Source organism: Amphiplicatus metriothermophilus (assembly GCF_900199215.1).
Classification (GTDB): Bacteria; Pseudomonadota; Alphaproteobacteria; order Caulobacterales; family Parvularculaceae; genus Amphiplicatus; species Amphiplicatus metriothermophilus.
Genome location: NZ_FZQA01000002.1, coordinates 516,184 through 535,644, shown reverse-complemented (window position 1 = coordinate 535,644; position 19,461 = coordinate 516,184). Strand labels below are relative to the sequence as shown.

Annotated in this window: 16 protein-coding genes and 1 tRNA gene; 8 read left to right on the top strand and 9 right to left on the bottom strand. The window is 66.9% G+C overall.

What is annotated here, in order from left to right:
• Positions 1-30: 30 nt before the first annotated feature.
• A complete protein-coding gene (locus CHB64_RS07215) occupies positions 31-459 on the bottom strand; it encodes a c-type cytochrome (RefSeq protein ID WP_089411908.1) in 429 nt (142 codons plus the stop codon).
• A gap of 75 nt (positions 460-534) precedes the next feature.
• Here CHB64_RS07215 and CHB64_RS07210 point away from each other — a divergent pair.
• Positions 535-610 (top strand) — tRNA-Thr (locus CHB64_RS07210).
• 76 nt (positions 611-686) lie between these two features.
• The gene (locus CHB64_RS07205) at positions 687-1,709 is read left to right on the top strand and encodes a mitochondrial fission ELM1 family protein (protein WP_089411907.1); all 1,023 of its coding nucleotides are present in this window, start codon (positions 687-689) and stop codon (positions 1,707-1,709) included.
• A 266-nt stretch (positions 1,710-1,975) separates the two neighbouring features.
• Here the strand turns inward: CHB64_RS07205 and CHB64_RS07200 are convergent, their stop codons facing one another.
• Positions 1,976-2,449, bottom strand: coding sequence for a Dps family protein (locus tag CHB64_RS07200; protein WP_089411906.1), 474 nt, complete (start codon positions 2,447-2,449; stop codon positions 1,976-1,978).
• Between the two features lie 129 nt (positions 2,450-2,578).
• On the bottom strand, positions 2,579-3,787 hold the full coding sequence (locus CHB64_RS07195) for a pyridoxal phosphate-dependent aminotransferase (RefSeq protein WP_089411905.1): 1,209 nt from the start codon (positions 3,785-3,787) through the stop codon (positions 2,579-2,581).
• A gap of 290 nt (positions 3,788-4,077) precedes the next feature.
• On the opposite strand from CHB64_RS07195, the gene CHB64_RS07190 reads away from it, so the two are divergent.
• Positions 4,078-5,160, top strand: a complete 1,083-nt coding sequence (locus CHB64_RS07190) for a PAS domain-containing protein (RefSeq protein WP_089411904.1) — start codon at positions 4,078-4,080, stop codon at positions 5,158-5,160.
• Between the two features lie 111 nt (positions 5,161-5,271).
• Complete coding sequence (locus CHB64_RS07185) at positions 5,272-6,390, top strand: CaiB/BaiF CoA transferase family protein (protein ID WP_089411903.1); 1,119 nt, start codon at positions 5,272-5,274, stop codon at positions 6,388-6,390.
• A gap of 15 nt (positions 6,391-6,405) precedes the next feature.
• On the opposite strand, the gene CHB64_RS07180 is transcribed toward CHB64_RS07185, so the two are convergent.
• Together CHB64_RS07180 and uvrC are read right to left on the bottom strand one after the other, a co-directional pair.
• Positions 6,406-9,126 (bottom strand): beta-glucosidase H, encoded by a 2,721-nt coding sequence (locus CHB64_RS07180; protein WP_089411902.1) that lies wholly within the window; start codon positions 9,124-9,126, stop codon positions 6,406-6,408.
• A 128-nt stretch (positions 9,127-9,254) separates the two neighbouring features.
• Positions 9,255-11,171, bottom strand: coding sequence for an excinuclease ABC subunit UvrC (gene uvrC, locus CHB64_RS07175; RefSeq protein ID WP_089411901.1), 1,917 nt, complete (start codon positions 11,169-11,171; stop codon positions 9,255-9,257).
• A 134-nt stretch (positions 11,172-11,305) separates the two neighbouring features.
• On the opposite strand from uvrC, the gene CHB64_RS07170 reads away from it, so the two are divergent.
• The gene (locus CHB64_RS07170) at positions 11,306-11,797 is read left to right on the top strand and encodes a DUF3592 domain-containing protein (protein ID WP_089411900.1); all 492 of its coding nucleotides are present in this window, start codon (positions 11,306-11,308) and stop codon (positions 11,795-11,797) included.
• On the opposite strand, the gene folB is transcribed toward CHB64_RS07170, so the two are convergent.
• Genes folB through CHB64_RS07155 form a run of 3 tightly spaced genes read right to left on the bottom strand, consistent with a single transcriptional unit; the run spans position 11,788 to position 13,969 of the window.
• Entirely contained in the window at positions 11,788-12,216 is a 429-nt protein-coding gene (folB, locus tag CHB64_RS07165; RefSeq protein ID WP_089411899.1) for a dihydroneopterin aldolase, read from the bottom strand. The two genes, CHB64_RS07170 and folB, sit on opposite strands and share 10 nt — an antisense overlap.
• A gap of 3 nt (positions 12,217-12,219) precedes the next feature.
• Positions 12,220-13,002 carry an SDR family oxidoreductase gene (locus CHB64_RS07160; protein ID WP_089411898.1) on the bottom strand — a complete coding sequence of 261 codons (783 nt, stop codon included), beginning with the start codon at positions 13,000-13,002 and terminating at the stop codon, positions 12,220-12,222.
• 4 nt (positions 13,003-13,006) lie between these two features.
• Positions 13,007-13,969, bottom strand: a complete 963-nt coding sequence (locus CHB64_RS07155) for a calcium/sodium antiporter (RefSeq protein WP_089411897.1) — start codon at positions 13,967-13,969, stop codon at positions 13,007-13,009.
• Positions 13,970-14,351: 382 nt separating this feature from the next.
• Between CHB64_RS07155 and CHB64_RS07150 the strand changes: the two genes are divergently transcribed.
• The 3 genes from CHB64_RS07150 (at position 14,352) to CHB64_RS07140 (ending at position 17,843) form a co-directional block, all read left to right on the top strand.
• A complete protein-coding gene (locus CHB64_RS07150) occupies positions 14,352-14,822 on the top strand; it encodes a hypothetical protein (protein ID WP_089411896.1) in 471 nt (156 codons plus the stop codon).
• 167 nt (positions 14,823-14,989) lie between these two features.
• Positions 14,990-16,486, top strand: coding sequence for a CoA-acylating methylmalonate-semialdehyde dehydrogenase (locus tag CHB64_RS07145; RefSeq protein WP_089411895.1), 1,497 nt, complete (start codon positions 14,990-14,992; stop codon positions 16,484-16,486).
• Between the two features lie 313 nt (positions 16,487-16,799).
• Positions 16,800-17,843 carry an endo-1,4-beta-xylanase gene (locus CHB64_RS07140; RefSeq protein WP_200815264.1) on the top strand — a complete coding sequence of 348 codons (1,044 nt, stop codon included), beginning with the start codon at positions 16,800-16,802 and terminating at the stop codon, positions 17,841-17,843.
• A 95-nt stretch (positions 17,844-17,938) separates the two neighbouring features.
• On the opposite strand, the gene CHB64_RS07135 is transcribed toward CHB64_RS07140, so the two are convergent.
• Positions 17,939-19,426, bottom strand: coding sequence for an alkaline phosphatase (locus CHB64_RS07135; protein ID WP_089411893.1), 1,488 nt, complete (start codon positions 19,424-19,426; stop codon positions 17,939-17,941).
• Between the last annotated feature and the right edge of the window lie 35 nt (positions 19,427-19,461).

The following is a 19,461-nucleotide window of genomic DNA, read 5'->3' as shown; positions in this document are numbered from 1 at the left end:
GGGGCCGGACGCCCCCTGCAAGCTGCAACCTCACTGCAGCGTCTTGAGATATTCGATGATCGCCGCGCGCTTTTCCGGGTTCGGCTCGCCGGCGTAGCTCATGCGCGTGCCGCGCACGACAGCCTGCGGGTTCGCGATGAAGGCGTCGAGCGTCGCCGCGTCCCAGATGAGGTCCGCTTCGCGCATGGCTGTCGAATAGGCGTAGCCGTCAAGGCGCGCCGCGGGCTGGCCGTAGACGCCCCAAAGCGTCGGGCCGACGAGGCGCGCGTCGCCCGCGGGCGTGCCCGGCGGGGCGCTCGCATGGCAAATCGCGCAGGACCGATACTCCCGTTCGCCCAGGGCCGCCCCGGACAGCGCCGGCGCCTCGGACGGCTTCTCCCGGCCGCAGGCGGCGAGGCCGACGACCGCCGCCGCGCCGGCCGCCCATGCAAGCAGGGACCGCTTGGTTTTCGACGTCATTTTCGATATTGCCCTCGCGCGGCGCCCCTTGGGGTCTGGCCATCCTTCGCGCGATCCGATATCCGAAATCAAGCGGCCGCGTTAGCTCAGCTGGTAGAGCAACCGCCTTGTAAGCGGTAGGTCGTCCGTTCGAGTCGGACACGCGGCGCCACCGCCATTATCGCCCCCCTCTCACCTTGCGCCGTTCGACTAGGCGGGCGGGGCGGGTCGGTTTAAGCACGGCCCTGATGACGCCGAAGCCTTCCTCCGAACCGCTCTCCTGCTGGGTCGTCAGCGACGGCCGCGCCGGCATGGAGAATCAGGCGCTCGGCCTCGCCGAAGCGATCGGCCGTCGGACGGCGCTGCGTATCGAAGCGAAGCGCCTCGCCGTCGGCGCGCCCTGGCGCGCGCTGCCGCGCGCCCTGTGGAGCGATCCCTTCGCGCGCCTGTCGTCCGACAGCGCGCGGCTCGACGCGCCTTTTCCCGATCTGTGGATCGCCTGCGGCCGCCTCAGCGTTCCTTTCAGCATCGCCGTCAGGAAACGCAGCCCACGGACGTTCGTCGTGCAGACGCAGGCGCCGCGCGCGCCGCTCGTTTCGTTCGATCTCGTCGTCCCGCCTGAGCATGACGGCCTTCATGGTCCGAACGTTTTTCCGATCCTCGGCTCGCCGAACCGCCTGACGCCCTCGCGCCTCAAAGACGATGCGCGCCGTCTCGCGCCGGCGCTCGCGCATCTGCCCGCGCCGCGCGTCGCGGTTCTCGTCGGCGGGCCGAACCGAGCCTATCGCTTTTCCGCACACGCGCGCCAGCGCTTCGCCGACGCTCTGCGCGCGCTGGCGGACGGCGGCGCGGGCCTTATGGTTACGGCGTCGCGTCGCACCGAAGACGAAACGCGCGCCGCGATCCTTGCCGCGCTCAAGGAAGCGCCGCACTTTTTCTGGAGGGGCGAGGCGGTCGCCGGCCTCGACAATCCCTATTTCGGCATGCTGGGCCTCGCCGATCATGTGATCGTCACCGCAGACAGCGTGAACATGGCGGCGGAGGCGGCGATGACCGGGAAGCCGGTTCATGTCTTTCCGCTCGACCGCGCGCCGCTGGCGCGGCGCGCGAACAAGTTCGAACGATTCCATCGCGCGCTCGCCGAGCGCGGCGTCGCGCGGCCGTTTTCCGGGGTTCTGGAAAGCTGGCGCTATGAGCCGCTCGACGAAACGAGCCGGGCGGCCGACGAAACGATCCGTCGGTTGCGCGCTGTGGGGGCGTTAAAAGAATAATGCGTGCGCGCTATATTGTTGCGCGGCGCTTGTGCGTTCCGATTTCTTCGACGGAGCGTGCGCGCGCCGCGGCGAGCGGTCTTTGCACGAAGGCGCGGACGGATTAGATTTTTCGTACAGAGAAAAGGCGACCTTCCTGCGCGTCTCGATCGCGCGAAGCGGGGTCGCTGCTTCTCTCCCCGTCCCCTTCGAGCAAACGCTATGAGCCCTCTGATTTGCTCGAACGACTGGCCGGTCCGTCAAGGCGGACCGGCTTTTTCTTTGGGTCAGGCCGTCAGGGAACGGAGCATCCAGGCGGTCTTTTCATGCGTCTGGATGCGCTGGGTGAGCAGATCTTCGCTGGCCGGATCGCTGGCTTCTTCCGCCGTGGCGAGCGCCTCGCGCGCGCGGCGGATAAGCGTTTCGTGGTCCTTCAGCAGGTTTTCCACCATCTTCTCGGCCGCAGGCGGCTCCTTGTCGGCGCTGTCGATGACGGTCAGTTCGGAGAACGCCTTGCCGCTGGCCGGCGCGTAAACGCCGAGCGCGCGTACGCGTTCGGCGATCTCGTCGAGCGCCGCCCACATCTCGCGATACTGCTCTTCGAACAGGACATGCAGCGTGTGGAACTGCGGTCCCGTAACGTTCCAGTGATAGGAATGCGTCTTGAGATAAAGCGCGTAGGTATCGGCGAGAACGTTGTTCAGGGCCGCCGCGACGGCGCGGCGGGCGTTGTCGGCGAGGCCGGTGTTGATATTGCTCATGGGCAGCTCCTGTCTCTCCCTTTCCTTATAGCGGTTCCACACAGAGATAGGCGCCGGATCGGCGTTTATCAAATGGATAAACCGGATGTCCGGCATCGACGCAGTCGATAGACTGCGCCGACGGCGCGGTCATTTGAGGCTTGCGCAAAATCGCTGGATGCGGCGGCAGGCTTCCTCGAGCAGATCTTTGGCCGCCGCGTAGGAGATTCGGAAAAAGGGCGACAGGCCGAAGGCCGCGCCGAACACGACGGCGACGGCTTCGGCTTCGAGCAGCGCGGCGGCGAAGTCTTCATCGGTCTTGATGCGCCGGCCGGAGGGTGCGGTCTTGCCGATCGCGCCGGCGCAGGAGGGATAGACGTAAAACGCCCCTTCCGGCGTCGCGCAGGAGAGGCCCGGCGCGTCGTTCAGCATCGAGACCACCATGTCGCGCCGTTCGCGGAACGCGCGATTGCGCTCGGCGAGAAAGTCATGCGGGCCGTCAAGAGCGGCGAGGGTCGCCCACTGGCTGATCGAGCAGGGGTTCGAGGTCGACTGGGACATGACCTTCGCCATCGCCTTCACGAGTTTTTCCGGTCCCCCGGCGTAGCCGATGCGCCAGCCAGTCATGGCGTAGGCTTTCGACGCGCCGTTGACCGTTAGGGTGCGGTCGTAAAGTTCGGGCGCGACCTGGGCGATGGTGGAGAACCGGAAACCGTCATAGACGATATGCTCGTACATGTCGTCGGAAAGAATCATCACCTGAGGATGGCGTGCGAGCGCATCCGCAAGGGCCTTGAGGGAGCGGGCGTCATACGCCGCCCCGGTCGGGTTCGACGGCGAGTTGAGAATGAGCCATCGCGTGCGTGGCGTGATCGCCGCCTCGAGCGCCTCGGGGCTGAGGCGGAAGCCGTCCTCGGCGCGGGTCTCGACGATCACCGGCTTCGCGCCGCACAGAAGCGCCATATCCGGATAGGACACCCAGTAGGGCGCGGGGATGACGACCTCGTCGCCAAGATTCAGAGTCGCAAGCAGGGCGTTGAAAATCACCGCCTTGCCGCCGGGCGCGACGGAGATCTGGCTCGTCTTGAATTCGAGATCGTTGTCGCGCCTGAACTTGCGGACGATGGCCTGCTTGAGCTCGGGGATGCCGTCGACGGCGGTGTATTTCGTCTCGCCGCGGCGGATCGCCTCGATGGCCGCTTCCTTGACGTGGTCCGGGGTGTCGAAGTCGGGCTCGCCCGCGCCGAGGCTGATGACGTCGACGCCCTGCGCCTTGAGCTCGCGCGCCTTTTGGGTGACGGCGAGAGTCGGGGATGGTTTTACGCGCGCGAGCGCGTCGGAAAGGGCCGGATCGTGCATGTCTGCGTTCCTGCGAGGAGGGGCGTGACGATGGTTGGTGCGGCGCAAAATAACAGCCTCGGCCGGTCGGCGAAACGGCCCAGGCGACCGCGGGGGTCCTGAGGTTATGGGGCTACGGGGTGCGGGCTGAGGGCCTCGAAGGCGCCGGATAATATAACCGCTTGTATTTTCTGGAAATTTCTGGACAATCTGCCTGCTGCGCGGATCGCCCCACGCGCGATTAGGCTATTTCCATTCGCGCGCGGCCTGTGGTTTCATCAGGGGACGAAGGGCAGGAGCGAGGCGGGAGCATGATCGCAGGTCTGCAGACGGCGATATCCAATGCGCCGCGCCGCCGGGCCGTCGAGCACCGACTGACCGTCGCCGACCGTGTGAAGATTCGCGCGGACCGGATGGCGCTGCTCATGCGCAGCGCGCCGGTCGGCATCGGCGTCAGCGTCGTCAATGCCGCGATCGTCGCGGCCGTGGCGTGGCGGAGCATCGACAATCTGCTGCTGATGAGCTGGGCCGGCCTCGTCGTCGGTCTTGGCCTCGCCCTGTTCGCGCTGTGGTTCCGGTATTCGCGTCCCTCCGCGGCGCAGTCGCACGGGCTCGCCGCCTTTGCGAAGTTCTACATGGGCGGCATGGCGCTGAACGGCGTTCTGTGGGGCGCTCTGGCGCCGATCTTCGCCGTGCACGGCCTGCTCGGGAACGCCTTTCTGCCTTTCATGATCGCGGCGATGGCGGCGGCTTCCATCGCCTCGGCTGGGGCTTTCATGCGCGCGGTGCTCTTGTTCAACGTGCCGGCGCTCACGCCTTTCGCGGCCGTCTATGCTTTCAGTCAGCCGCCTTACGGGCCGGCCATCGCGGTCATCGTGTGCCTGTTCGCGGCGGCGACGATTTATCTCGCCTGGACCACGAACCAGATGGTCATTCGTTCGATCCGGCTGCGCTCGCGCAACGACCGCCTGCTCGACGCGCTGAAGAAGCAGGTCGATGCGGCGCACGAGTCCGAAAAGCGCTTCCGCGCCCTTGTCGAATCCTCGCAGGACGTGACCATCATCTTTTCGCCGGAGGGGCGCGTCACCTACGCCAGCCCTTCGGTCGCGCAGGCTTTGGGCGGCCCGCCCCAGGCGCTGCTCGGCAAGACCACGAAGGATATCGTGCACCCGGACGATCTGCCGCTGTTCCGGGCGGTGGGCGAGAAGACGCTTTCGAAGCTCGGCGAGGTCATTCCGCTCGCGCATGTATGCCTCAAGACGCAGGACGGCGATTTTGCGCCGTTCGCCGGGCGACTGACGAACATGCTCTACGTGCCGGGCGTCGAAGGCTTCGTCTTCAACGGCGGCCGGCTCGATCCCACGGACGAGTCCCGTCTCCACGCGGCTGAATGAGGCCGCGCGCGGGGTCTATCCTTCGCTCTACGGCAGCTGCTCCTGCGCCGCGCGCTTGCGCGGGAAAACGCGCCCCCTCATGGTTTGCAAGATGATGGAGGAGAATAAGCCGTGGGGATTTTACGCGGCCTGCGCGTCGTCGAGTTCGAAGGGCTGGGCCCCGGCCCTTTCTGCGGGATGCTGCTGGCGGATTTGGGCGCGGATGTGATCGTGATCGAACGCCCCGACGGCGCCGTCGGCGGGCCGGGCGCGATCTTCCGCCGCGGCAAGCGCTCGATCGCGCTCGATCTCAAGCGGCCGGCGGCGCGCGAGGCGGCGCTGCGCATCTGCGCGAACGCCGAGGCGTTGATCGAAGGTTTGCGGCCCGGCGTCATGGAGCGGCTTGGTCTGGGTCCGGACGACGTGCGCGCGGTCAACCCGAAGATCGTCTACGGCAGGCTCACGGGCTGGGGCCAGACCGGCCCGCTCGCCGCGGCCGCAGGGCACGACCTCAACTATGCGAGCCTCGCCGGCGCGGCGTGGTACGCCGGCCGGGCGGGCGAAGCGCCAGTTCCGCCGCCGACTCTCGCGGGCGACGTCGCCGGCGGCGCGCTCTATCTTGCCGTAGGGATTCTCGCGGGGCTCTTGCGCGCGCGGGAGACGGGCGAGGGAAGCGTCGTCGACGCCGCCATCGTCGATGGCGCGGCGCATATGATGAATCTGCTCCTGTCGCTGCGCGCGGCCGGCGGCCTACCCGACGAGCGGGGGCGATCTATGGTCGACGGCGCGCATTTCTACGACGTTTATCAGTGCAAGGACGGCGGCTGGATCTCCATCGGCCCGCTGGAGCCGAAGTTCTATGCGCTGCTTCTTGAGAAGCTCGGGCTTTCCGGCGATCCCGACTTCGCGAACCAGTATGACGCGGCGAAGTGGCCGGCGCTGAAGGCGCGGCTGCGCGATCTGTTCGCCTCGCGCACGCGCGGGGAGTGGACGGCGCTGCTTGAAGGAACCGACGTCTGCTTCGCCCCGGTGCTCTCGCCGGGCGAGGCCGCCGAGCACCCGCACATGCGCGCGCGGGACGCCTATAGGATCGTCGGCGGGGTTCTGCAGGGCGCGCCGGCGCCGCGTTTCGACGGCGCGCCGGCGCCGGAGCCTGGTCCAGTCCCGGCGCGCGGCGCGCATACGACGGATATCCTCCGCGAGGCGGGCCTCGCGGAGGACGAAATCAGGGTGCTGACCGATGCGTCGTAAGCCGCCTGCGATCGCTCATCGCCCGTCCGAGGCGTCAGCCGCGAAAACGACGCGCCGCGACGCGGCCTGTCCTTCAGGAGTCATGCCGGGCTGGCCGCCGCCGATGCTGACGATCGCGCCTGAGCCGTTCGGCGTCACGAACGCGCCGTCCTCGTCGTAGAAGCCGAGACGCTCGGGCGGGAGGACGAAGCTGACCGTCCTGCTTTCGCCGGGTTCGAGTTCCGCCACATCGAAAGCGACCAGCTCGACGCGCGGCGCGGACGGGTGCGGGCGGTCCTCGCGCTGGAGATAGACCTGAACCACCTCGCGGCCTGCGCGCGCGCCTGTGTTAGTCACCGTGACGCTGACCGGCATCGGCTCGCCGGCGTCGTGGCTCTCGGGGGCCGCTAGATCGGAATAGGCGAAGGTCGTGTAGCTCAGTCCGTAGCCGAACGGATATAGCGGCTCGCCTTCATAATATTTGTAGGTGCGATTGCGCATCGAGTAATCGTCGAAGGCCGGCAGGCCGTCGAGCGACCGGTAGAACGTCACGGGCAGGCGCCCCGACGGGCTGAATTCGCCCCACAGAAGGTCCACGATCGCGGCTCCGGCTTTCTCTCCCGGATAAAAGGCCTGCACGATCGCGTCGAGATTCTCGTCCGCCCAGTTGAGCGCCATGGCGCTGCCCGAGAAATTGACGAGCACGACGGGCTTGCCGGTCGCTTTGAGCGCTTTGAGCAGGTCTTCTTGCGGTTTCGGCAGGTTCAGATGCGTGCGGTCGCCGCCGAGAAAGCCGTCGATCTCGACCTTCATCTCCTCGCCTTCGAGCGTGGCGTCGATGCCCCCGAAGAAGAGAATGACGTCGGCTTCGGCGGCAGCCGCCATGGCTTCGGCGCGCAGGTCGCGGGAGACGTCGACCCATTCGAGATGAACGAACTTTTCGAGCGCGTCGCGCGTCCAGCCGCTGACGAGGCCGAAATCCACGGAAAGGGCGTAGCGTTCGCCCGCCTTCATCTCGAAGGTCTCGCCGTTCGCCGGACGGCCGTCGATGCTAGCCTCGGCCCAGCGCGAGACCTTGAAACGGTAGGCGCCGTCCTTCTTCGGAACGATGTAGCCGCGCCAAGTCGCGCCGAATTCGTCGTTGAGGCCGTTCGTCGTCGGCGAACGATGCCAGTAGAAGTCGATATTGGGATCGATCCGCGTCAGGACGGGTTCGCCCGAACGCTGCGGGTCTTCATAATAGGCGGCCTTGAGGCCAGGGCTGAGCGCGCCGTTCTCGTTTTCATGGAACAGAACGTCCGGGCCTACCGGCTCGTAATGCGCGTAGACGTCGCCGGCGAGGGGCGAGCCGGGCGCGTAGGATACGTTCTGCGCGCCGATTTTCTCCACGATTCCCTCGAGCGCCGTCACTGGCGCGGTCGGCACGCCGTGATAATTGGCGATCAGCGTCATCTTGTTGTCCGCATTCGGACCGATGACCGCGACCTTCTCGCCGCCCTTCAGCGGCAGCACGCCGTTGTTCTTCAGAAGAACAAGCGACTTGCGCGCAGCCTCTTCCGACAACGCGAGATGCTCGGGGCTCGCTACGACGGAGTAGGGGATAGACGCCCATGGAACGTCCGCCGGGTCGTCGAACATGCCGAGGCGGAAGCGCGCGGCGAAAAGGCGCTCAACGGCCCTGTCGATCTCCGCTTCAGCGATAAGGCCCTTCTCGACCGCCTCGGGCAGGGCGTCCATCTTGTTGCCCTCGCCGTCGCCGCAGTTGAGGTCGGTGCCCATCTTCACCGCGAGCGCGGCCGCTTCCGCGCGGGTCTCCACATAGGCGTGGGCGTGGGGATAATAGAAATCGCCGATGGCGCCGCAGTCGGAGACGACATAGCCGTCGAAACCGAGCTCCCCGCGCAACAGATCGACCATCAGCCGCTCGCTGCCGCAGGCCGGCGCGCCCCACACCGCGTTGTAGGCGCACATGACCGAAGCGACGCCGGTTTCGTCGAACGCCATCTTGAAGGCGGGCAAATAGGTCTCCCGAAGGTCGGCTTCGCTCGGATGATAATCGTCGGAATGCCGTGTGGGCTCGGGCCCGGAATGGACCGCGTAATGCTTCACCGTGGCGACGGTCTTGAGATATTTCTCGTGATCGCCCTGCATTCCGTTGATGAAGTTGACCGCCATGCGGCCCGTCAGGAACGGGTCCTCGCCATAGGTCTCCTGCCCGCGGCCCCAGCGCGGATCGCGGAAGATGTTGATGTTGGGCGACCAGAAGGTGAGGCCGCCATACATCGCGCGCACGTCCTCGGAAAGATAATAGTGATGCTTGGCGCGCGCCTCGTCGGAGATGACCGTCGCGACACGGAGCATCAAGTCCTCGTCCCAGGTCGCGGCGAGGCCGATCGCTTGCGGGAAGACGGTGGCTTCGCCGGCGCGCGCGACGCCATGCAGCGCCTCGTTCCACCAGTTGTACTCGGGCACGCCGAGCCGCTCGATCGCCGGCGCTTTGTCGTACATCTGCCAGACCTTCTCCTCCAGGGTCAGGCGGGAGACGAGGTCCGCCGCGCGCTCTTCAGGAGAAAGGGAAGGGTCCCGCCAAGGTGCGAGCGCGGCCTGGGCCTCCGATGCGCGCGAGGATTGCTCCGACGGCGCGGTGTCGGCCGGGCGTTCGCCGCAGGCGGCGGCGAGGGCCAGAGCGGCGCCGGCGGCGAGCCATCGCGCGGCTCGCGGCGCGGCGCTGGAGCGGCGGAGCGTCGGCGAAATCATGTTCTCCTCCCTCTTGTCGACTTGCGGTTGCGCGAGGCGCTCTCAGGCGGCGGTGATCCGGCATGTTATGCTGTTAACGGTAACATAATCGGCGGCCATGGCAATGCGCCGCGATAACGATGCGCGCCTCATCCGCCGTGGAAAAAGTCGTATATCCGCTGCGCGAGAGCTTCCGAGACGCCTTCGACGGCCATGAGGTCTTCGGGCTTGGCCGCGGCGACGGCCTTGGCCGAGCCGAAATGATGGAGGAGCGCGCGCTTGCGCGCCGCGCCGACGCCGGGGATGTCGTCCAGCGGATTGGCGCCGAGCGCTTTCATGCGTTTGGCTCGATGCGCGCCGATGGCGAAGCGGTGCGCTTCGTCGCGCAGCCGCTGAAGGAAGAACAGGGCCGGCTCGCGCGGCGGCAGCAGGAAAGGCGCCCGGCCGGGCATGAAGATCTGCTCGCCGGTCGCGGCGGCGGTCCGGTCGGCCCGCCGGCGGCCCTGCGCATCCCCGACGCGGCCCTTGGCGACCGCGATGACGGCGGGACCGTCCGCCTCCGGATCGATTCCGAGATCGCGCGCGATCTCGAGCGCGGCCGAGAGCTGCCCCTTTCCGCCGTCGAGCACGATGAGGTCGGGAGTCTCCGCCTCCGCGTCCTGCGTCTGCAGCCGGGAGAGACGGCGCGTCAGCACCTCGCGCATCATGGCGTAATCGTCGCCGGGCGCGAGCGCGGCCGTCTTGATGTTGAACTTTCTGTACTGATTTTTGACGAAGCCTTCAGGCCCGGCGACGATCATCGCGCCAACGGCGTTCGCGCCCTGAATGTGCGAATTGTCATAGACTTCGATCCGGCGCGGCGGCGCGGGCAGGCCGAGCACTTCGGCCAGCCGTTCCAGGTTCTTCATCTGGCTGGCGCTTTCCGCCGTCCGGCGGGCGAGCGCTTCGCGCGCGTTGAGCGCGGCCGCTTCGACGATATCGCGCTTCTCGCCGCGCTGCGGGGCGTGGATCGTCACCTTGCGCCCCGCGCGCAGGGAGAGCGCTTCGGCAAGCAGATCGGCCTGGGCGGGGGGCGTGTTCACAAGAATAAGGGCGGGCGGCTCGCGTCCGTCATAAAACTGGGCGATGAAGGCGTCGATAATGGCGGCCGGCTCCTCCTCCGGGGCGTGCCTAGGGAAATAGGCGTGATTGCCCCAGTTCTGGCCGGCCCGGAAGAAGAAGACCTGGACGCAAGCCTGTCCGCCTTCGCCGTGGACGGCGAAGACGTCGGCCTCGCCGATGCTGCTGGCGTTGATCGCCTGGCCGCCCTGCACATAGGTGAGCGCGCGAATGCGGTCGCGCAGGCTCGCGGCGCGTTCAAAATCGAGCGCGGCGGCGGCTTGCTCCATCTCTTTCGATAACGCGCGCTGGATTTGCGCGTTTCTGCCCGACAGGAACGCCTTGGCGTCGGCGACGAGCGCGCCGTAGGCCTCCGGCGAGATGAGCCCGACGCAGGGCGCCGAGCAGCGCTTGATCTGATGCAGCAGGCAAGGCCGCGTGCGGCTTTCATAAACGCTGTCGCTGCAGCTTCTGAGAAGGAAGGCTTTCTGAAGCGTATTCAGCGTGCGGTTGACTGCGCTCGCCGACGCGAAGGGGCCGTAATAGCTGCCCTTGCGTTTCCTCGCGCCGCGGTGCTTGAGGATCTGCGGAGCGGCGTGATCTTCCGTAATCAGAATATAGGGAAACGACTTGTCGTCGCGCAGGATGACGTTATAGCGCGGCTTGAGCTGCTTGATGAGATTGGCTTCGAGCAGCAGCGCTTCGGTTTCGGTCTCCGTGACGACGAACTCCATGGCCCGCGTCTCGGCGATCATGCGCATGATGCGGTTCGAGTGTCCGCCGGGCTTGGCGTAGCTCGACACGCGCGCTTTCAGATTGCGGGCCTTGCCGACATAAAGCACGTCGCCTTTCGCTCCGATCATGCGATAGACGCCGGGCCTGGCCGGCAGGCGCCGGACATGATCGGCGATGAGCGCCGCGCCCTTGAGCGCCGGCGCCTCGCTCGCTGCGGACGTTGAGTCGGTCATTCGAGGCCGGTTAACTTCCCGTTCACGCGCGGCGGCCTAGCGTCGCGAAGCGCCGCCGTCTTTCTCCGCGGGTTTTCCGAGGAACGGGCGCGGAATTCAATAGACCGGCGGCGCGGCGGATAGGGTCGGGCGAGATGTCGGACGACGCCAAATACAGGGCCGAGCTTCTTCTGGCGGCGGGCTTTTTCGTTATTCTGGCCGTAAGCGGCGTCCTTCTGGCCGGTTTCGGCGTGCGCGATTTCGCCTTCGCGCGGGCGAGCCTTTCCTGGCCGACGGTCGAGGCGGTCATGCTGAGCGCGCCCGACGGGGAGGGCGTGCGATACGCCTATTCCGTGGCGGGGCGGAAATACGAATCCCGCCGCGCGCGCTTTTTCACGGCGTCCTTCCAGCGGGCGGCCGGGATCGACGCGCGGCCGGGCGACGTGGTTCCGGCCGCTTACGATCCGGCGCGCCCGTCGCGGTCGGTGCTGGAGCCCGGGGGCGCCGGCTCGGTCTTTTTCGCGACCGTCGCGGCCGGCGCGCTTTTGACCTTTCTCGGCCTTGGCGGAATCGTCCGCCTGCTTTCCGAAGCGGCGGTTCTGGACGAGCAGACTGCGAGCGGCGGCGCGCAGGTCGTCTACGAATAGCTCTCGCCGGCTTTTTTCGTTCGCAGAATTTCGACCCCGGCGGCGTCGGCTTCGGCGATGGCCCTGGGCTTCTCGACCCGCACGCGCGCCGAAAGGGTCATGGGATGGGCGATGGCCATCTCGGCGATGCGCTCGGCGAGCGTCTCGACGAGCTTGATGTGGCCCTCGGCGATGATCGCCTTCACGCCTTGCGTCAGCCTGTTGTAGCAGACCACGTCTTCCAGCCTGTCAGCGGCGGGGCTCGCCGGTTCGAGCACCTCCAGCTCGATGTCGATGCGCACCGGCTGGGCGCGTCCCTGTTCATGATCGTAGGCGCCGATATAGGCGTCAAGCGCCAGCCCGCGCACGAACACCTTGCGCCGCGGCGCGTTCGCGGGGCGGGGAAGGGGGGCGATGTCGCCGGGTTTGGATCGCGGCATGGCTTACTCGCCTGCGAGAACGTCCGGCGTGCGCCAGACCAGATGCTGGCCGCCGTCGACCGCGATCATCTGACCGGTCACGGCGGGGGCGTCAACGAGATAAAGGAGCGCGCCGACGACGTCCTCGGGGCTCGCGCCGCGCCCGAGGATTGTCGACTCGTTCTGGCGACGCCAGTCCGCCTCGCTCTGGCGGGGATTGCGCAGGGTCGGTCCGGGCCCGATGGCGTTCACCCTGATCCCGCGCGGCCCCAGCGCCTGGGCGAGAGTCTTGGTCAGGGCGAAAAGCGCCGCCTTCGCCGTCGTGTAGGACAGGAACTGCGGGGTAAGCTTCAGCACCCGCTGGTCGATGAGATTGACGATGAGATTGTCCCCGCCCGCCGGCGCCTGGGCGGCGAAATCCTGCGCAAGCTTCAGCGGCGCGCGCAGATTGGTCTCGATATGCGCGTCCCAGCTTGCGCGGGTCATCGTGTCGATGTCGTCATGCTCGAAAACCGAGGCGGAGTTGACGAGAAGCCGCAGGGGGCCCAGCGCCGCGCCGGCGCGGGCGACCAGCCCGGCCGTTTCGGCTTCTTTCGAAAGGTCTGCGCAGAGCGTCGCGGCGCGCCGGCCCGTCGCGGCGACAAGATCGGCGACGGCGCGCGCTTCCTTTTCCGAACGGCGGTAGTGAATCGCAACGTCGAACCCCGCCTCGGCCAGAGCGAGCGCCATGGCGCGACCGAGCCGTTTGGCCGCGCCGGTCACCAGCGCCGCCCCGCGCTCCGTCTTTCCGCCCGGGGATGTCGTCATATCCTCACAATCCGGCGTCGATCGCCAGCGCCGCGATGAAGGCGACATAGGCCAGGAACATCAGCGCGCCCGAAACCCGGCCGATATCGCGCCGCAGGAAAATATAGACCGAAATCGCGATCGTCGTTGCGATCATCACCGGCATGTCGAGGACCAGGGAATCGGGGTCGAATCTGGACACGCCCGCCATGCCCGCGACGCCGCCCACGGCGAGCAGGTTGAATATGTTGGAGCCGACCACGCCGCCCATCGCCACGTCGGATTTCTTGTGAAACGCCGCCGCCGTCACCGTCGCCAGCTCAGGCAGGGAAGTGCCGAAAGCGACCACCGTAAGCCCGATCACCGCTTCGCGCACGCCGAGGACGGCGGCGAGCTCGGCGGCGTTGGTCACCAGCAGGTGCGCTCCGGCCGGCAAGCCGATGAGGCCGGCTGCGAGGAAGAGCAGGATCTTGGGCCCGAGCCGCGCCGATTCGGCGTATTCCGACGGATCGTCGATGACCGGATCGTCTGCCATGCCGCGCGCGGCCCGGATCCACATATAGGTGATGTAAAGGATGATCCCGGCGAACAGAATGAGCCCCGATGACAGCTGCAGCTGGCCTTGCCGATAGGCGAAGGCGCAGAAGACGGCTGTCGCCAGCAGCATGAACACGCCGTGCCGCCGCAGCCCGGTCACATGGGCCGAGATCGGATAGATCAGCGCCGGAACGCCCAGCACCAGCAGGATATTGGCGATATTCGAGCCGACGATGTTGCCGAGCGCGATGCCGGCGCTGCCCGATAGCACGGCCTCGACAGAGACGAACATCTCCGGCGCGGAGGTGCCGAAGGCGACCACCGTCAAACTGACGATCAGCGCCGGAATTTTGAGCGCGCTGGCGAGCCCGACGGCCCCGCGCACCAAGAGATCGCCCGCGATGAGCAGGACGGCGAGCCCGAGCACGACGAACGCGATTTGTATCGCCATGAGCCCCCTCAGCCTTGACCGGTCCGTCGACCGTGAAGCCGCGGCTTATATGGAAGGCGCCTAATCGATGCGGCCCTTTTCGACGAGATTGAGAACCGCCAGGAAGAGAATGAATGCTGCGATCATGTAGACGGCGGACATGCGAGAACCCCTCGAAATGGCGCCCTGGCCGCTTCGGCGCGGCCGACCGTGCGAGCGTCGGATTAAGCGCTGCTTATAGGGGCGCTCGCAGGCGGTGTCACGGGTACAGAATCTCATTCGCCGGTTAACCGGCGCCGGGCGTTTTTAGATGAATTCCGGTTCATGCGGAAAGCGGCGGGTGAGGTTCGGCGCGTAGGATGGGCGTCGTTGCAACCCTCTCGCGCAGCCTGATTTCGGAAACATGCTCAGCGAAGTCGCCTCTCTTTTCGACGCCGTCGCCGTGACCCCGCCCGCGGACCGACGGATCACCCGCCGTTTCCTCGACGCCTGGACCAGGGCCGCGCGCGGCGCCTTTCCAAGCTGGCGCGCGATGCGGTCGATGGATCTGGGCGAGGATTGGGACTGGGTGTTCGCCGTGGATCTGCGGCGCAGCGCCGGCTTTCCCTACTTCGTCTATCTCGGCGCCCGGCTCGCCAAGCTGTCGGACGTCTATCTCACCGGCGATTCCGACTGGGCGCTGTCGCTGCTCGACAAGGCGACGGCGGAAATCCACGCCGCCGTGGCGGCCGAGGCGCCGCATTTCCGCGAGGACGAGCTGACGCTCTGCAACGGCCGGCGCATTCTGTTTCGCTGCGTGACGACGCCGCTCGCCGACAACGGCCGCACCATCACCCATGTCGCCGGCGCGGCGAGCGGCAGGTTCGCCGACTAGACGCTGCGCGCCGAGGCCGGCGCGTTGGACGAAACGCTTCGGCGAGGCGCGCGACGCGCGATCTTTTGCCAGAATCTCAGACGATCAGGCTGAAACGCCCGTCAACTTGCCGGAAACTCGCGAGGCGACTACGGTCGCCTGCAAATCCTGTACGGCGAGGAAACGTCATGACACGGTCAATCGGACATTTCATCAACGGCGCGCATGTCGAAGGCGGCTCCGGCCGTTTTGGGGATGTTTTCAATCCGACGACGGGGGAGGTTCAGGCGCGGGCGGCGCTCGCCAGCCGCAAGGAGGTCGAGGCGGCGGTTTCGGCGGCGGAGCGAACCTTCGCGGGCTGGCGCGAGATCAATCCGCAGCGGCGGGCGCGGCTTCTGTTCCGCTTCAAGGAGCTGGTCGAGAAAGACATGGACAATCTCGCCCGGCTGATTTCGCTGGAACATGGGAAGATCCTGCCGGACGCGCGCGGGGACGTGCAGCGCGGGCTCGAGGTGATCGAGTTCGCCTGCGGGATCCCGCATCTGCAGAAGGGCGATTACACGGAAGGGGCCGGCCCCGGCATCGACGTCTATTCGATGCGCCAGCCGCTGGGGGTGTGCGCCGGGATCACGCCGTTCAATTTCCCGGCGATGATCCCGATGTGGATGTTCGGGGTGGCGATCGCCTGCGGCAACGCCTTCGTGCTGAAGCCGTCCGAGAAGGACCCGTCGGCGCCGTTGCGGCTTGCCGAGCTGATGCTGGAGGCGGGCGCGCCGGAAGGCCTGCTCAACGTGGTCAACGGCGACAAGGAGGCGGTGGACGCGCTGATCGAGGACCCGCGGGTGAAGGCGATCTCCTTCGTCGGCTCGTCGGACATCGCCCATTACATCTACGCGAACGGGGCCAGGCATGGAAAGCGGGTCCAGGCCTTCGGCGGGGCGAAGAACCACATGGTCATCCTGCCCGACGCGGATATGGAGAACGCGGTCAACCAGCTCGTCGGCTCCGCTTACGGCTCGGCGGGCGAGCGCTGCATGGCGACGCCGGTGGCGGTTCCGGTGGGCGAGAAGACGGCCGAGACGCTGGTTGAGATGCTGAAGCCGAAGGTGGAGAGCCTGCGCATCGGCCCGTCGCTTTCGGAGGATTCCGATCTCGGCCCGCTGGTGACGGCGGCCCATCGCGAGCGGGTGCGCAAATATATCGACCTCGCGATCGAGGAAGGCCAAAGCCTCGTCGTCGACGGGCGGAACTTCGCGCTGCAGGGATACGAAAACGGCTTCTTCATGGGCGGGACTCTGCTCGACCATGCGAAGCCCGGCCACAAGTCGTATAATGACGAAATATTCGGCCCTGTCCTGCAGGTCGTGCGCGCGAAGAATTTCGAGGAGGCGCTCGCCCTTCCTTCAGATCATCAGTATGGGAACGGCGTGGCGATCTTCACGCGCAACGGCGACGCGGCGCGCGAGTTCGCCTGGCGGGTGAATGTCGGCATGGTGGGGGTCAACGTGCCGATCCCGGTGCCGGTCGCCTATCACACCTTCGGCGGCTGGAAGCGCTCGGCCTTCGGCGACACGAACCAGCACGGGCCGGAGGGCGTGCGCTTCTGGACGAAGATCAAGACCGTCACCCAGCGCTGGCCCGAAGACATCCAAGGCTCGGAATTCGTTATTCCCACGATGGGGTGAAAGCGGTCATCTTGCTCCAGGAGTCGGCTGTCCGATCAAGAGCACGTGATCCCGACGACGCGGAGACGATCGGGTTTTCTTTCTCGTCTTAATATGTTAGCGTTATCAATAGCCGGGGAGAAGGTAGGGGTAGGGGAACGCCATGCGCCGGATCACCGCCCGCGAGCGCCTGAAAATGATGTCGCTTCTGGTCGCATTTCCGCTGGCGGCCTGCGGGGGGAGCGGAGGCTCTTCCGGCGGCGTCCAGCCGCCGACGGGCGGTCCGCCGCCGCCCCCTCCGCCTCCGCCTCCGCCTCCGCCGCCCCCTCCGAGGGTGACTCTGCCGCAGAGCCTCAAACAGGCCTATGCGTCGAACTTTCCGTTCGGCGCGGCGATCCAGAGCGCGCATACCAATATCGGCGCGCCGCAAGAGCCGATCATCCGCGCGCAATTCAGTTCGATCACGGCCGAATTCGAGATGAAGGCGGACCAGATCACCCAGAGCCCCGGCGTCTACGATTTCACGGCCGCCGACAGGCTTATGGACTTCGCCGAGGCGAACGGCATCGCCGTCAGGGGCCACGCATTGGTATGGCATCAGTCGACGCCGGACTACATGCTCGAAGGCTCGCCCGACGTCATCCGCTTCAATCTCGAATCTTTCATCGACGCCATTGTCTCGCGCTATCGCGGCCGTATTTACGCCTGGGATGTCGTGAACGAGGCGGCGACGGATAATCCGGCCGACCCGACCGCGCCCTATCGCAATTCCAACTGGCACGCCGCCGTCGGCAAGGACTATATCGACTGGGCCTTCAACGCGGCGCGCGCGGCCGACCCGGACGCGAGCCTCTTTATCAATGATTATAACACGGAGCTTTCAGGAAAACGCGAGCGACTGCTTGAAATCGTCCGCGATCTTCTCGATCGCGGCGTGCCGATCGACGGCGTCGGCCATCAGGCGCATCTGAACGTCGGCTCTTCGCCGGCCGATCTGATGGCGGCGATCGACGCCGTCGACTCGCTGGGCGCGGGGCTTGAGAATCACATCACGGAGCTTGACGTCTCCGTCTATGTCGATCCCGGCGAGTGCTTCTCGTCGCAGACGAACTGCGCTCCCGGTTACGGCGCCGACTTCGCCGACGTGCCGCAGGACGTGCGGCGCGCGCAGGCGGAGATCTATCGCGCCGTGCTCGACGGCGCCGTCGCGCGGCCGAGCGTGACGTCGGTCACCGTATGGGGCGTTTCGGACGCGGACAGCTGGCTGAACAATTTCCCCATAAGCCGCCCCAATCACCCTTTGCTGTTCGACCGCGATTTTCAGCCGAAGGAAGCCGCGCTCGCCGTCGTCGATCCCGACTACGAGATCACCGGCTGACGCGCGGCGAGCGAAAGCGCGCGCTTCGGCGGCGCGACGTTGCGGCGCATCGTCGAAATGGCATTCTGGCGTCGAGCCGAAAACAGGCGGCGAGGCTATTCGCCGCCAAGGCCAAGCGCGCCGGCGAGCGCGTCGTAGATCTCGTTCTGCTCCATCACGCCGCGTACGCGCTCGGCGCCCGGCCCCTTGGCGTAGACCGGCACGTCCTCGCCCGCATGGGTCTCGCTGTAGATGGGAAGCAGCGCCTGCTGGCGATAATCCTTGTGCTGCGTGTCCACGTCGGAAATGTCCGGGCGCGGAAGGGATCGGACGGCGCCGGGCCCGTTGTGGTAGCCAAGGGTGGTGTAGGGCAGACCGTCCTGCAGGCGGGCGGGCTCATTCTGCGGCTCGCCGCGCGCGTCGTTGGCGACGACCTTGCCGAGAATCGGATTGCCGCGCGTGGGGTAGCCCGCGATGGTGAGGACATGGCTGTGATCGGCGGTGACGATGATGAGCGTGTCGGCGTCGTCGGTCATGGCGTCGGCGACCTTCACCGCTTCCGCCATCGCGACCCCGTCATGAAGCGCGAGCGCGGCGCGGCCCGCATGGTGGGCGTGGTCGATGCGCCCGCCCTCGACGAGCAGCGCGAAGCCGCCCGGCTTGCGCCGGAGCAGTTCGATCGCCTTGGCCGTCATTTCAGCAAGGGAGGGCTCGCCGGCGGCGTCTTCGGCGCGATCGAGCTCGTACTGCATGTGGCTCGGCTCGAACAGGCCGAGCACCGGACCTGCTTCGACCGGATCAAGCGCGTCGAACTGCGCCTTGTTCCAGACATAGCGCGCGCCGGGCCGGTCGAGCCAGGCGGCGACGAGATCGCGGCCGTCGCGGCGCTTGCCGGTCCGGTCCGGATATTCGGGATCGGCGGCGCTTTCGGGCATGAAATTGGCGCGCCCGCCGCCGAGCGCGACATCTATTCCGTCCCCATACGGAAATTCGATGAGCTGGCGGGCGATGTCCCTGCAGCCGGCGGCGAGGGCGTCTTGCGGCATGTCGGCGTCGGATTCCCAGTCGCGCTCGGGAACATGAGCGAAGGCCGCGGCCGGCGTCGCATGGGTCAGGCGGGTCGTCGTCACCACGCCGGCGGCGAGCCCGGCCGCTTCCGCCTGCTCCATCAGCGTCGGCAGCAAGGCGCGCAGCGCGCCCGCGCAATCGCCGCGCGCCGGCGCCGGGCCGACCCCGATGAAGCCCGCCTTGGTCTTCACGCCCGAAAGCATGGCCGTCGCCGTGCCGGCGGAGTCCGGCACCTGCTGGTTGACGTTGTAGGTCTTCGACAGGGCGACATGGGGAAAAGTCTCCCATGACAGCATGTTTTCCTCGCCCGGCTCGCCGCGCATCTGGCCTTCGAGGATGCGGATCGCCGTGACCGTACTCACGCCCATGCCGTCGCCGACAAAGAGAATGACGTTCGTCGCACGGCCGCCTGTCTGGGCGCCGGCGGCGTCAGGCGCGTCGCCTCCGATATGCGCGCAGGCGGCGAGCGCGGTCGAACCGGCGAGAACGGCCGCAAGGGCGGGACGGAAGCGAAAACGAAACAAAGCCTTAATCATGCGCGCGCCCTTTCTGAAACATCGCTGCGGCCGGC

Excerpts from the sequence above, each read along its gene's own strand:
- CHB64_RS07215 (WP_089411908.1), bottom strand. The coding sequence starts at position 459 with ATGACGTCGAAAACCAAGCGGTCCCTGCTTGCATGGGCGGCCGGCGCG.
- CHB64_RS07205 (WP_089411907.1), top strand. The coding sequence starts at position 687 with ATGACGCCGAAGCCTTCCTCCGAACCGCTCTCCTGCTGGGTCGTCAGC.
- CHB64_RS07200 (WP_089411906.1), bottom strand. The coding sequence starts at position 2,449 with ATGAGCAATATCAACACCGGCCTCGCCGACAACGCCCGCCGCGCCGTC.
- CHB64_RS07195 (WP_089411905.1), bottom strand. The coding sequence starts at position 3,787 with ATGCACGATCCGGCCCTTTCCGACGCGCTCGCGCGCGTAAAACCATCC.
- CHB64_RS07190 (WP_089411904.1), top strand. The coding sequence starts at position 4,078 with ATGATCGCAGGTCTGCAGACGGCGATATCCAATGCGCCGCGCCGCCGG.
- CHB64_RS07180 (WP_089411902.1), bottom strand. The coding sequence starts at position 9,126 with ATGATTTCGCCGACGCTCCGCCGCTCCAGCGCCGCGCCGCGAGCCGCG.
- uvrC (WP_089411901.1), bottom strand. The coding sequence starts at position 11,171 with ATGACCGACTCAACGTCCGCAGCGAGCGAGGCGCCGGCGCTCAAGGGC.
- CHB64_RS07170 (WP_089411900.1), top strand. The coding sequence starts at position 11,306 with ATGTCGGACGACGCCAAATACAGGGCCGAGCTTCTTCTGGCGGCGGGC.
- folB (WP_089411899.1), bottom strand. The coding sequence starts at position 12,216 with ATGCCGCGATCCAAACCCGGCGACATCGCCCCCCTTCCCCGCCCCGCG.
- CHB64_RS07160 (WP_089411898.1), bottom strand. The coding sequence starts at position 13,002 with ATGACGACATCCCCGGGCGGAAAGACGGAGCGCGGGGCGGCGCTGGTG.
- CHB64_RS07155 (WP_089411897.1), bottom strand. The coding sequence starts at position 13,969 with ATGGCGATACAAATCGCGTTCGTCGTGCTCGGGCTCGCCGTCCTGCTC.
- CHB64_RS07150 (WP_089411896.1), top strand. The coding sequence starts at position 14,352 with ATGCTCAGCGAAGTCGCCTCTCTTTTCGACGCCGTCGCCGTGACCCCG.
- CHB64_RS07145 (WP_089411895.1), top strand. The coding sequence starts at position 14,990 with ATGACACGGTCAATCGGACATTTCATCAACGGCGCGCATGTCGAAGGC.
- CHB64_RS07135 (WP_089411893.1), bottom strand. The coding sequence starts at position 19,426 with ATGATTAAGGCTTTGTTTCGTTTTCGCTTCCGTCCCGCCCTTGCGGCC.